Genomic DNA, 13,246 nt, shown 5'->3' with positions numbered 1-13,246 from the left:
CAGCTAACCGTTGGCTGATAGATAAAATGGGCTAACTTTGTATTAAGTTATAATTTGAAATGAGGAACCTTATACTACAGGTCATAGACTTCTTTCATCGTCCTTTTGCAAGGCTGATTCCCTTGCAAACCTTCCGCTACCTGGCCTGTGGCGGCGGTAATACCGCGCTGGATATTGTTCTTTACTTTATTATGTACAACTTTGTGTTACACAAGCAAATGGTACATTTACCGTTTGTAACCATTACCCCGCACATTGCAGCGCTGTTCATGTCGCTGGCCATTACTTTTCCTACCGGCTTTTTACTCAGTAAATATGTGGTGTTCTCAGAATCTAACCTGCGCGGGCGTACGCAATTGTTCCGCTATTTTATGCTGGTAAGCGCCTGTATACTGCTGAACTACGTGTTTATGAAGTTATTTGTGGAGCATTTGCATATCTACCCTACCATTTCCAAAATACTTACCACCTTCTTTGTAGTGTGCTTCAGCTACCTTACGCAGAAGAAATTCACCTTCAAGGTGAAGCCTGAAAAGTTAAAGTTATTCTAAAATTTAAGCAATATAACAGCGCCCTGACAGGTTTATAACTCGTCAGGGCGTTTTTGTTTTCAGGCGTTTTTGTTCTCACCTTCATAATAACAATGGCGGCAGCGGGGTTCATATACATCCTGCTCACCCAATACTACAGTGGCTTTGCTGGCTGTTTTACGATAGGAGTAGCTGGCTATATTACCGCACTTTACACAAATGGCGTGCAGCTTGGTAATATAATCGGCCTTGGCCAGCAGCGCCGGCATGGTACCAAAAGGGCGGCCCCGGTAGTCCATGTCCAAACCGGCCACAATTACGCGTATGCCGCGCAGGGCCAGCTGGTCGCAAACGTAAGGCAGTTCTGCATCAAAGAACTGTGCTTCATCAATGCCCACCACATCTACTTCCTGCGCTAACAGCAATATTTGCTGCGAGTTATCTATAGGTGTTGAGAGTACTTTATTCTCATCGTGCGATACAATATTCTGCTCATCATAACGCACATCTATACCAGGCTTAAATATTTCTATCCGCAAATTGGCTATCCTGGCCCGTTTCAGCCGTCTTATCAGCTCTTCCGTTTTACCGGAGAACATAGAACCGCATATCACTTCAATCCATCCTCTTCTTTCCCCTGCAAGGGAAGGTTCAATAAACATATTATACTTGTTTAGATTAGCAAAATGTCTGAAAAACGCTAACTTTATGCAAATAAAATAAATTCTCTCACAACGCGTTTAAAACAATTAAGGCATGGAAAAGATCAATGCATTAATTGACAAATTACAGGAATTAAAAAATTCCAACGCAGACCTGCAGTCCATTTCATATTATGTGCAAATGCTTCAGGCTGAGGTGTTACATGTCCGTACACAACAAAAAGCGCAGGAACAACAGCAACAGGTAAAAAGCCATATTGCTGTAATAATGCCTACGCCGGCACAAACAATTACCATAGTGGAGCCGGCGCCCGCTACTTACGCCAACGGATATACGAATTCAAATAATACCACTTACCATACCACTACCGATGTGCCGGAAAAAAGACCGGAACCGCCGGCAGCAAAGCCACAACCTGTTGAAACAGAAGTGATAAAACCAGCTGCGGTAATTGTGGAGGCACCAATCTTTGAGCCTAAACCGATAGTGGCTGTACAACCGGCTGCTATTCCTGAAACCAGGCCAGCTGAGCCCAAACCCGCTATGGTTCAGGTATCCCAACCTGCTCCTGAAACCAGGAGCTACGAGCCTAAGCCCGCTCCCCTGCTGGAAAAGCAGCCGGTGAGCGCTACGCTGTTTGAAGTGGAAACAACCGTACCCGCTAAAAAAGCAAAGGATAACAGCAACCTGCGTAAAGAGATCAATGAGCTGGCAGCGCAAACTATGCCTTCCCTGAACGAGAAGCTGAAACAGTCCAAATCAGAAATAGGCGAAAGGCTGGGTGAAATGCCCGTAAAGGACCTGCGGCAGGCCATTGGCATCAATGACAAGTTCCAGTTCATACAGGAATTATTCCGCGGGGATGTGGACATGTACGAGCGCTCCATTAAAACCATCAACGAGTTCCATACCCTGCAGGAAGCAGAGTACTGGATTGAAAGGGAGCTGAAGATCCGCCAGGGATGGCTGGATGATACCCGTGCGGTACGGCACTTTTACACGCTGGTCAAGAAACGTTTTTCCTGAATATAAGCCAGGATCTTACCGGTAGCGCCCCTGCTTTCCGACACATATTTGCCGGCAATGTAACCGGCCTGTGTGCATAATTCATCGTTCATTAATAATTCCTCCATCTGTTGCGAGAGCGCGGGCTCATGCGGCACGGTAAAAGCGCCGCCCAGGGCCACCAGCTCCACCGCCTCTGCATACTCCTCATACACAGGGCCAAATACTACCGGCTTGCCATAAGTGGCAGGCTCTAATACATTGTGGATACCATTTTTATCAAACCCGCCGCCTACATAAGCTACACAGGCATAACGGTACAGGGAAGAAAGCATACCGATATTATCGATGATCAGCACTTTACCGGGGTGCTCAATATCCACATGGGGCGCATCTTCCGGGAGGCTTACATGTGTACCTGCCAGGTCGGAGTAACGTAAGGCACCGGGGAACAGCTCCAGCAGGCGCATAATATGGCTTTCGTTTATTTCGTGCGGGGCTATTACCAGGCGGCGGTCCGGCTCATAATGCCCGGCCCACCAGGCAAACAATGCTGCTTCATCGCTTTCCCAGGTACTGCCGGCTACCACGGTTTTCCGGTTGCGGGCAAACTGTTTTACCAGCGGCCGCTCTACTGCCTCCTGCTGCAGGGCCCATACCCGGTCGAACCGGGTATCTCCGGCTACAGTAACATGTTTAATATCAATTTGTTGAAGGATATTACGGGAGGCCTCATTCTGCACAAAAATGTGTGTAAGCTGCTGTAACAGCTTGCGGAACAAGCCTCCATACCATTTAAAAAAGGGCTGGTCCTCACGGAAAATACCGGAGATCAGGATGGCCGGGACCTGGCGCTGGTGCAGCGTATCCATGAAATGGTACCAGAACTCATATTTAATAAAAATGGCGAGTTTGGGCTGTACAATGTCCAGGAAAAGGCGCGCATTTTTGCGCGTATCTAACGGTAAATAATACACGTAATCTACCCCTTCATAGTTCTTCCGCACTTCGTAACCGGAGGGGGAAAAAAAAGTAAGCAGCAGGCGGCATTCCGGGTGCTGCTTTCTGAAAGCCTCCAGCACGGGCCGGCCCTGCTCAAACTCCCCCAGGGAGGCTGCATGCACCCATACCAGGGGGCCGCCGTTACCGGCTGCAAGAGCTTTCTGCATTTGGGCAGCCCAATCTTTCCGGCCGTTCAGCCAAAGTGCTGCCTTGGTATTTCCGGTGGCAGCTGCTATTTTTAGACCTGCGCTGTACAGGGCTATGCCCAGGTTATAGAAAATGGTTGAAAACATGCTCGTAATAATGGTTGAATGAATTTATTATCAGCCGCTTAGCTGGTGTTCCGGCAATAATAGCGTTACCTGCAAACATCCTGACAAATTTTATGGGTAGCACAAAGATAATCGCCTTCCAATGGCAATTTTTGTAAATTTGCCCACTTTAAAACAAATTAAAATACCTATTCCGCATGGTTCCTATTCAGATGGTAGATTTGAAACGCCAGTATTTAAAAATTAAACCGCAGGTGGATGCTGCCATCCAGGATGTGCTGGAAAGCGCCGCTTTCATAAACGGGGCGCCGGTACAGCAGTTTAGCCAGGAATTACAGCAATACCTGGATATTAAACATGTGATCCCCTGCGCCAATGGTACTGATGCGTTGCAAATAGCCATGATGGCCTTGGGGCTGCAACCCGGCGATGAAGTGATCACTCCCTCTTTTACCTTTATAGCCACCGCAGAGGTTATTGCCTTGCTGCACCTGAAACCGGTGTTTGTGGATGTGGATCCGAAAACCTTTTGCCTGGACCCTGTAGCTGTAGAAAAGGCCATTACCTCCAAAACCAAGGCTATTGTGCCGGTGCACCTGTATGGCCAAAGCGCAGATATGGAACCACTGATGGCCATTGCTGAAAAACATAATATTCCTGTAATTGAAGATAATGCCCAGGCCATCGGCGGTCATTATACCTTTAAAAATGGTACCGTTAAAAAGCTGGGCGCCATCGGCCATATTGGCTGCACCTCGTTTTTCCCTTCCAAGAACCTGGGTTGTTACGGAGATGGCGGCGCGCTGTTCACCAATGATGATGCATTAGCCGCCAGGATCAGGATGGTAGCCAATCACGGCCAATCCGCCCGTTATTATCACGATGTGGTAGGCGTTAACTCCCGCCTGGATACTTTGCAGGCTGTAGTACTGCGCATTAAGCTGCAACTGCTGGATGAATATGTTACCGCCCGCAGAGCCGTGGCAGACGCTTATGATGCCGGTTTTGCAGGCATTCCGCAAATTACCACGCCTTACCGCGCCCCCTACAGTTATCATGTATACCACCAATACACCTTACAGCTGAACGGCGTTAGCCGGGATGAGCTGCAAAAGTACCTGCAGGAGCGTAATGTGCCGGCTATGATCTATTACCCCGTACCGGCCCACCAGCAAAAAATGTTTGCCGGCTTTGGCGGCGCTGCCTTTAAGCTGCCGGTTACAGACGATCTTACCACCAAAGTAATTTCCTTACCCATACATACCGAAATGGATCCGGATCAGCTGGAGCATATCATTCACTCAGTTAAATCATTCTTAAACTAAGCCCCAATGAGAATTACTGTAGTTGGCACCGGTTACGTAGGATTAGTTACCGGTACCTGTTTTGCCGAAACAGGGAATAACGTTACGTGTGTAGATATTGATGAGAACAAAGTAAAAAAGCTATCATCCGGACAGATCACCATTTATGAACCCGGACTGGAAAAGCTGTTCGAGCGTAACCTGAAAGAAGGCCGCCTGCACTTTACTACTGGCCTGGCAGAGGGCATTAAGGATGCGCAGGTTATTTTCCTGGCGCTGCCTACCCCGCCCGGCGCCGATGGTGCGGCTGATCTTTCCTTTGTACTGAAAGTGGCAGAACAGCTGGGTAACCTGATGACCGACTATAAAGTGATCGTAGATAAAAGCACCGTGCCTGTAGGTACTGCCGAAAAAGTGCATGCAGCTATATTAAAGAACAGCAAGGTTGAATTTGATGTAGTATCTAACCCCGAATTTTTACGGGAAGGCGTAGCAGTGGATGATTTCATGAAGCCGGACCGTGTGGTGATAGGTACTAATTCCGAAAGGGCCCGCAAGGTAATGGGCGACCTGTATGCGCCTTTTGTACGCCAGGGTAACCCTATCCTGTATATGGACGAAAGATCTGCGGAGCTGACCAAATACGCCGCTAACTCTTTCCTGGCCACCAAAATATCTTTTATGAACGAGGTAGCGGTGCTATGTGAAAAGCTGGGCGCCGATGTGGATATGGTACGCAGGGGCATTGGCAGCGATGACCGTATCGGCAAGCGTTTCCTGTTTCCGGGTATTGGTTATGGCGGCAGCTGTTTTCCCAAAGATGTGCAGGCGCTGGTAAGATCATCTGAAGAAGTGAAGTATGATTTTAAGATCCTGAACGCGGTGATGGATGTGAATGAAAAGCAAAAAGTATTCCTCATCCCAAAAATAAAAGCTTATTTCAAAGACGGTTTAAAAGGCAAACGTTTTGCCTTGTGGGGCCTGGCCTTTAAGCCTAATACAGATGATATCCGTGAAGCGCCGGCCTTATATATTATTGAGGCGCTGGTAAACGAAGGGGCAACGGTATGTGTATTTGACCCGGAAGCCATGCCTAATGTAAAACAGGTGGTGGGCGATAAGATACAATATGCAAAGCACCAGTACGATTGCCTGGAAGGCGCCGATGCGCTGATCATAGCTACAGAATGGAGCGTGTTCCGCACACCGGACTTTGACCAGATCAACGCCATTTTGAAGAATAAAGTGATCTTTGACGGGCGCAACCTGTTTGATGTACAGCGGATGCAGGAATTAGGTTTTTATTATGAAAGCGTAGGCCGTGCGGTATCAAAACCGTAAGCCGTAAAATCTAATATAGAATATGAGCAAGAAAAGAGTTTTAATAACCGGCGCCGCTGGTTTCCTGGGATCGCACCTGTGCGACCGGTTTATTAAAGAAGGCTACCATGTAATAGGCATGGATAACCTGCTTACAGGCAATATCAAAAATATTGAGCACCTGTTTCCCCTGGAGGATTTTGAGTATTACCATCATGATGTAACCAAGTTTGTGCACGTACCCGGCAACCTGGATTACATTTTGCACTTTGCTTCACCCGCCAGCCCTATTGATTACCTGAAAAAGCCCATTCAAACGCTGAAGGTAGGTTCCCTTGGCACCCATAATTTACTGGGTTTGGCCAAGGAAAAAAAGGCACGCATATTGGTGGCTTCCACCTCTGAAGTATATGGCGATCCGGCCGTGCATCCGCAAACGGAAGAATACTGGGGTAATGTAAACCCTGTAGGACCGCGCGGTGTGTATGATGAAGCCAAACGTTTTATGGAATCTATTACCATGGCTTACCATAATTTTCATGGTGTTGAAACGCGCATCATCCGTATTTTCAATACCTATGGCCCGCGTATGCGGCTGGATGACGGCCGTGCATTACCGGCTTTTATGAGCCAGGCACTTACCGGCCAGGACCTGACCCTGTTTGGCGATGGTTCACAAACCCGCTCTTTCTGTTATGTGGATGACCTGGTGGATGGCATTTACCGCTTACTGCTCAGTGATTACCACCTGCCGGTAAATATTGGCAACCCGGTGGAAATTACCCTGAAACAGTTTGCAGAAGAGATCATTGCGCTTACCGGCACCAAACAAAAAATTGTATACATGCCGTTACCGAAAGATGATCCTAAACAGCGCAAGCCGGATATTACCAAGGCACAGCAGCTATTGGGCTGGTCGCCGAAAGTAGACCGCCAGGAAGGGTTGAAGATCACATATCAGTATTTTAAAGAAGCGCTAAATAAATAATTAGGAATTATGCTGAAGGCGGAACGCTTAATGCGGAATGCTGATTGTGCTGTGTTCTATGCATTGCGCTTTTAGCGTTAAGCATTCGGCGTTAAGCTTTCAGCATTCATTCGTAATTCATTCAAAATTTGCCATATGCAACGTACTTTATTGATCACCGGTGGTGCCGGTTTCATTGGATCACATGTAGTGCGGTTATTTGTTGAAAAATACCCGGAATACAAGATCGTGAATCTGGATGCACTGACCTACGCGGGCAACCTCGAAAACCTTGAGGATGTAAAGGATAAACCTAACTACGTCTTTGAAAAGGGCGACATTACAAATGAAGCTTTTATAGACAAGCTGTTTGTTACCCACCAGTTTGACGGGGTTATACACCTGGCCGCTGAAAGTCATGTGGACCGTTCTATTATGGACCCGCTGGCCTTTATTAAAACCAATGTGCTGGGTACTGCGGTACTCCTGAATGCCAGCCGCAAATACTGGCAGGATAATATGGAGGGCAAGCTGTTCTACCACGTATCTACCGATGAAGTATATGGCACCCTGGGTGCAGAAGGCTTTTTCACAGAAGAAACAGCTTACGATCCCCGCTCGCCGTACTCTGCTTCCAAAGCCAGCTCTGACCATTTTGTGATGGCCTATCATCATACCTATCATTTACCGGTTATTATCAGCAACTGTTCCAATAACTATGGCTCCCACCATTTTCCGGAAAAGCTGATCCCACTGGCTATTCATAATATCAAGAACAGCAAGCCCGTGCCTGTATACGGTAAAGGGGAAAATGTGCGTGACTGGCTGTGGGTAGATGATCATGCCCGTGCTATAGACACTATTTTCCATAAGGGGCGCAATGGTGAAACCTATAACATAGGCGGGTTTAATGAGTGGAAGAACATTGACCTCATTAACCTGCTTTGCATGGTGATGGATAAAAAGCTGGGCCGTGCTCCCGGCACTTCCGCCCAGCTGATCACGTTTGTAAAGGACCGTGCCGGCCATGATATGCGTTACGCCATTGACGCCACCAAGCTAAATAAAGAGCTGGGCTGGGAGCCTTCCCTGCAATTTGAAGAAGGGCTGGAAAAAACGGTGGACTGGTACCTGAACAATGAAACCTGGCTGGAACATGTGACCAGCGGGGCTTACAAGGAATATTACGAGGATCAATATCAAAAAAGATAACCAACCATAAGATGCCATTTACGGAAACAGGAATACCGGACCTACTGGTATATGAGCCCAGAGTATTTGCCGACAGCAGGGGATATTTTTTTGAGAGCTATAACGCCGGCACTTTTGAGCAGGAAGGGCTGCGCTTTCCCTTTGTACAGGACAACCAGGCCCGCTCTACCTACGGGGTACTACGCGGCCTCCATTTTCAGCTGGAGCCTTATGCGCAAACCAAGCTGATAAGGGCTTTGGAAGGGCGCATACTGGATGTGGTAGTGGATATCCGCAAGGGATCGCCTACCTATGGCAAAGTATTTACCATAGAGCTAAGCGCAGAAAATAAAAAGCAGCTGCTGGTGCCCAAAGGTTTTGCACATGGCTACTCTGTGCTGAGTGAAACAGCAGAGGTAATGTATAAGTGCGATAACTTTTACCATAAAGCCAGCGAAGGCGGTCTTATTTACAATGATCCTGCCCTGAACATTGACTGGGGTTTTGATCTGAAAGATGCCGTTGTTTCTGATAAAGACCAGGTATTACCTACGCTGGAAAACTGTACACATAACTTTGTTTATAATTCTTAGTGTTTATGCAAAACATTCTGGTAACCGGCGCACATGGTCAACTGGGGCAGGCTATTCAACTGATAGCCGGCAGCTTCCCGGATCTTAATTTTATTTATACTGACTACCAGGAGCTGGATATTACCAACCCTGAAGCCATAGCCGGCCTTTTCTCCCAGCAGGAGATCCATGCCTGTATTAACTGTGCCGCCTATACGGCCGTTGACAAAGCAGAAACAGATGAAGAAAGGGCTTTTCAGCTGAATTTTGAAGCGGTGCTGAACCTGGCGGAAGCCTGCCTGCAGCACAACGCTCAGCTGGTGCATATTTCTACGGATTATGTATTTGACGGCAAACATTACCGCCCCTATACTGAAGAGGATGAGCCCAACCCGCAAAGCATTTACGGCGCATCCAAACTACGTGGGGAAGCTGCTGCCATAGGCGCCAACCCCAATACCATTGTAATACGTACGGCCTGGTTATACTCCCAGTTCGGCGTAAACTTTGTAAAACGCATGAAGGAGCTGATGCAGGAACGCCCCAGCCTGAACGTGGTATTTGACCAGGCAGGCACGCCTACCTATGCGGTAGACCTTGCAAAAGCCGTACTGCAGATCTTACAATACCGGAAAGAAAACCCGGACACTAACGTGAGCGGCATATACCACTACAGCAATGAAGGCGTTACCAGCTGGTATGATTTTGCCGTTACAGTGAAAGAGCTTACCGGCGCAGCCTGCGAGATATCACCCATTACTACGGACCTGTACCCTACCCCGGCGCAACGCCCGGCCTACAGCGTGTTAAACAAACAAAAGATCAAAACAACATTTGGCATCCAGGTGCCTTACTGGAAAGATAGTTTAAAGGTGTGCTTACAACACCTGTAAGTAACACATCCTTATTATAAGCAACATCGCCGTTCTCTTAGCAGGAACGGCGATTGCTTTTGGTATTATTCTTCTATATGCTGTTTCATATCAGCTCGCGCAGCTTTATCTGTAAGCCGCTCCGCATAAGGTTTTGACAGCTCATTCAGCACAGCTATCTTTTCTTCTATTACTGCTTTATCATTAGTGGCTATTACATCCTGCAGGTCGTTCATAGCCTGCCGGGTGTTTTGAATCTCTTCACCGGAGAGCAGCTCCATATTCTTATCCAGGAAAGCAGCGGTTACATCCAGCAGCTGCTGTGCGGTGGTTTGTATTTCCAGCATGTTACGTGTCTGCAGATCTTCCTGCGCATGACGGATGGATGATTGTAACATGGTGTCTACCTCCTGCCCGGTTAACCCGTACTGCGGCTGCACCTGAATGCTTTGTTCCACGCCGCTGCGCAGCTCCCTGGCTTTTACCAGCAGTATACCATCCTCATTCAGGGAAAAAGAAAGCTGGATCTGCGCTAAGCCGGCGTTCATTTCCGGGATGCCGGTGAGTTCAAATTCCGCCAGCTTGCGGTTATCTTTTACTAGGTCGCGCTCTCCCTGGTAAATGGCTACTTTCATACTGGTTTGTCCATCCTGCTGCGTGGTATAATTACGGAAAGCGCTGGCCGGTATTTTTGTATTACGTGGTATCAGCACATCCATTAAGCCACCCATGGTTTCAACGCCCAGAGATAGCGGGGTTACATCCTGCAGCTGCATAGCGTGCCGGTTACCGGCCAGCATATCCGCCTGTATGGCGGCACCTAGCGCCACCACTTCATCGGGGTGCAGTGAATCATTTACCGGCTGCTCAAAAAATCCGCTCACCGCTTCTTTCACCAGGGGCATACGGGTGGCGCCGCCCACCATCAGCACGGCATTTATATCTTTCACGGTTAGCCGCGCATCTGCAAGCGCTTTGCGGCAGCAGTCAATTGTTTTGGCTATGAGCGGTTGTACCAGCTCTTCCAGCTGCGCCTGGGTTAGCTGCAGCTCGTAATTATCCATCCGGGTATGAAAGTAATCAGCGCCCGACAGGTGCTGTTTGGCTTCTGCGGCTTTTAGCCGTAAAGCCTGTCCCAGTCCTTTATTGCTGCCTAATGCTTCCGGTTCTATTTCATGCAACCAGGCCCAGTGCTCCACAATGGCCTGGTCCATATCATCGCCACCCAGGGTGGTATCTCCGCTGGTGGCCAGTACTTTAAATACGCCATTGGCTATTTTCAGAATGGACAGGTCAAAAATACCACCACCCAGGTCGTATACCGCTACGGTCTTTTCTTCATTACGCTGTAATCCCATGCCATAGGCCAGCGCGGCAGCCGTGGGTTCATTAATAATACGCAATACATCCAGCCCGGCCAGCTTACCGGCATCGCGGGTAGCCTGGCGCTGTGCGTCATTAAAGCTGGCCGGTACGGTGATCACAGCTTTATTGATGGATGTTTGTAAAATATATTCTGCCCGCCGCTTTAAGGCGCTCAGCAGGTAGGCGGATAATTCTACCGGGGTATAATCTTTATCGGCCACCTGTACTTTTAACAAACGATCGGTTTCATCATTCACCAGGCGATAGGAAAAAAATGCTTCCTGCTCCTTTACATCGTTATAAGACCGGCCCATCAGGCGCTTGGCGCTGTACACTGTTTGGCGGGGATGCGTGATCAGCGCCGCTTTTGCCTTATTGCCCACCACCACGCTTTCCTCTTCTGTAAAATATAGTACAGAGGGCACCAGGGCGCTGTTATTATATTCCCGCAGGGCTACCGGCTGTCCGAATGATGGATGTATAATGGCCACCAGGCTATTGGTAGTGCCCAGGTCAATGCCTGCAATTACTTCGGACTGCTGTTGGATATGTACAAATGCCGGCTGCTTACTTGTGTTTGCCATGGTTTTGGGTTTAAGCGGGTGAATAGTTCTATTAGCCTGAGCAGCAAACAACAGGCCAACCGCCCGGTATAAATCATCAGAATAAAGGTGCATTGCTGTATACAGCCTGCCTCCTCTCCATGATCTTTCCTTCATTTTCCTGCTACATCTATTCAGCTCCCATGGCCGAACCGGCCCGGACTGCAAACTGTGGACTGCAAACTGCCAACTATTTATTAGGTTTGCACAAATTTTCAACTTTACCGATGAACCTGATAGATGAATTGCGCTGGAGAGGCATGTTACAGGATATAATGCCTGGCACGGAAGAGCAATTACAAAAAGAAATGACCACGGCCTACGTGGGTTTTGACCCTACGGCAGATTCCCTGCACATTGGCAGCCTGGTACCCATACTGCTGCTAGTGCACTTGCAAAAGGCCGGGCATAAGCCCCTGGCGCTGGTAGGTGGCGCTACCGGCATGGTGGGCGATCCTTCCTTTAAAGCGGAGGAACGCAAAATGCTGGACCTGGAAACCCTGCGGCATAACCAAAGCTGTATTAAGGCGCAGCTGGAAAGATTCCTGAACTTTGACACCGCCCTGCCCAATGCTGCGGAAATGGTGAATAACTACGATTGGTTTAAGAACATTTCTTTCCTCGACTTTATACGTGATGTGGGCAAGCACATTTCCGTTAACTATATGATGGCCAAGGATTCTGTGAAGAAAAGGCTGGAAGGCGACAGCGGTATGTCTTTCACGGAATTCAGCTACCAGCTCATACAGGGATATGATTTTTACCATTTATATACTGCCAAGAACTGCAAGCTGCAAATGGGCGGCTCTGACCAGTGGGGTAATATTGTAACCGGTACGGAACTGGTGCGCCGTAAAGCCGGCGGGGAAGCATTTGCCTTTACCTGCCCGCTGATCAAGAAGGCGGATGGCACCAAGTTTGGCAAAACAGAGCAGGGCAATGTGTGGTTAGATCCGGCAAAGACCTCACCTTATTTGTTCTACCAGTTCTGGATCAATACCTCTGATGAAGATGCGGAAAGCTATATCCGCACGTTCACTTTCCTGGAGCAGCCTGTGGTAGAAGCATTAATAGCAGAACACCGCCAGGATACAAATCGTCGCATTCTCCAAAGAAGGCTGGCGCAGGAAGTAACCACTTTTATTCATGGTGAAAAAGAATATGAATTTGCAGTAAAGGCCTCTGAAATGTTGTTCCAGAATGATACGGCTGAAATGCTGCTATCCCTTACAGAAGCGCAGCTGCTGGAAATAATGAGCGGCGTTCCGCAGGTAGAAGTATCGCTGGCAGAGCTGGAAACCGGGAAAGATATTATTAGTTTTATTGCTGATACTAAAATATTGGCCAGCAAGGGAGAAGCACGCAAAATGCTGCAGAATGGCGGTATCAGCATTAATAAAAGCAAGGTGACCGCGCTGGATTTTGTCGTGGACAAATCCTTGTTGCTACGTGACCGTTATATTCTTGTACAAAGAGGAAAAAAGATATATCACCTCGTAAAAGCGGTTTAAAATAAAAAGTAAAGAAGCAAAAATTAAAAAAGACGCGAAGATCATCCGCGTCTTTTTTAATTTTTGACTT

General features: G+C 48.1%; 12 protein-coding genes. 9 read left to right on the top strand and 3 right to left on the bottom strand.

The window, feature by feature from the left end:
* The first annotated feature begins 59 nt into the window (after window positions 1-59).
* Window positions 60-551, top strand: coding sequence for a GtrA family protein (locus tag BMZ54_RS23975; RefSeq protein WP_089918218.1), 492 nt, complete (start codon window positions 60-62; stop codon window positions 549-551).
* A 59-nt stretch (window positions 552-610) separates the two neighbouring features.
* Here BMZ54_RS23975 and BMZ54_RS23970 read toward each other — a convergent pair whose 3' ends face one another.
* Window positions 611-1,192, bottom strand: a complete 582-nt coding sequence (locus BMZ54_RS23970) for a thymidine kinase (protein WP_089918216.1) — start codon at window positions 1,190-1,192, stop codon at window positions 611-613.
* Window positions 1,193-1,286: 94 nt separating this feature from the next.
* On the opposite strand from BMZ54_RS23970, the gene BMZ54_RS23965 reads away from it, so the two are divergent.
* Window positions 1,287-2,219 (top strand): hypothetical protein, encoded by a 933-nt coding sequence (locus tag BMZ54_RS23965; RefSeq protein WP_089918213.1) that lies wholly within the window; start codon window positions 1,287-1,289, stop codon window positions 2,217-2,219.
* Here BMZ54_RS23965 and BMZ54_RS23960 read toward each other — a convergent pair.
* A complete protein-coding gene (locus BMZ54_RS23960) occupies window positions 2,189-3,493 on the bottom strand; it encodes a 3-deoxy-D-manno-octulosonic acid transferase (protein WP_089918211.1) in 1,305 nt (434 codons plus the stop codon). The two genes, BMZ54_RS23965 and BMZ54_RS23960, sit on opposite strands and share 31 nt — an antisense overlap.
* 176 nt (window positions 3,494-3,669) lie before the next feature.
* Here BMZ54_RS23960 and BMZ54_RS23955 point away from each other — a divergent pair, with 176 nt between their 5' ends.
* The 6 genes from BMZ54_RS23955 to rfbD all read left to right on the top strand — a co-directional run bounded on the left by BMZ54_RS23955 (window position 3,670) and on the right by rfbD (window position 9,719).
* Window positions 3,670-4,797 (top strand): DegT/DnrJ/EryC1/StrS family aminotransferase, encoded by a 1,128-nt coding sequence (locus BMZ54_RS23955; protein WP_089918209.1) that lies wholly within the window; start codon window positions 3,670-3,672, stop codon window positions 4,795-4,797.
* A gap of 6 nt (window positions 4,798-4,803) precedes the next feature.
* Entirely contained in the window at window positions 4,804-6,117 is a 1,314-nt protein-coding gene (locus tag BMZ54_RS23950) for a UDP-glucose dehydrogenase family protein (RefSeq protein WP_089918207.1), read from the top strand.
* 22 nt (window positions 6,118-6,139) lie between these two features.
* Entirely contained in the window at window positions 6,140-7,084 is a 945-nt protein-coding gene (locus BMZ54_RS23945; protein WP_089918205.1) for a UDP-glucuronic acid decarboxylase family protein, read from the top strand.
* A 135-nt stretch (window positions 7,085-7,219) separates the two neighbouring features.
* A complete protein-coding gene (rfbB, locus tag BMZ54_RS23940) occupies window positions 7,220-8,275 on the top strand; it encodes a dTDP-glucose 4,6-dehydratase (protein ID WP_089918203.1) in 1,056 nt (351 codons plus the stop codon).
* 11 nt (window positions 8,276-8,286) lie between these two features.
* Window positions 8,287-8,847 carry a dTDP-4-dehydrorhamnose 3,5-epimerase gene (rfbC, locus tag BMZ54_RS23935; protein ID WP_089918200.1) on the top strand — a complete coding sequence of 187 codons (561 nt, stop codon included), beginning with the start codon at window positions 8,287-8,289 and terminating at the stop codon, window positions 8,845-8,847.
* 5 nt (window positions 8,848-8,852) lie between these two features.
* Complete coding sequence (gene rfbD / locus BMZ54_RS23930; protein ID WP_089918507.1) at window positions 8,853-9,719, top strand: dTDP-4-dehydrorhamnose reductase; 867 nt, start codon at window positions 8,853-8,855, stop codon at window positions 9,717-9,719.
* A gap of 65 nt (window positions 9,720-9,784) precedes the next feature.
* Here rfbD and hscA read toward each other — a convergent pair whose 3' ends face one another.
* Complete coding sequence (hscA, locus tag BMZ54_RS23925; protein WP_089918506.1) at window positions 9,785-11,647, bottom strand: Fe-S protein assembly chaperone HscA; 1,863 nt, start codon at window positions 11,645-11,647, stop codon at window positions 9,785-9,787.
* Window positions 11,648-11,892: 245 nt separating this feature from the next.
* Between hscA and tyrS the strand changes: the two genes are divergently transcribed.
* Window positions 11,893-13,176: a tyrosine--tRNA ligase gene (gene tyrS / locus BMZ54_RS23920; RefSeq protein ID WP_089918504.1), complete on the top strand. Its 1,284-nt coding sequence runs from the start codon at window positions 11,893-11,895 to the stop codon at window positions 13,174-13,176.
* The last annotated feature ends 70 nt before the right edge of the window (window positions 13,177-13,246 follow it).

This window comes from Chitinophaga rupis (assembly GCF_900109685.1).
GTDB classification, from domain to species: domain Bacteria; phylum Bacteroidota; class Bacteroidia; order Chitinophagales; family Chitinophagaceae; genus Chitinophaga; species Chitinophaga rupis.
This window is presented reverse-complemented; position numbering and strand designations above follow the sequence as displayed.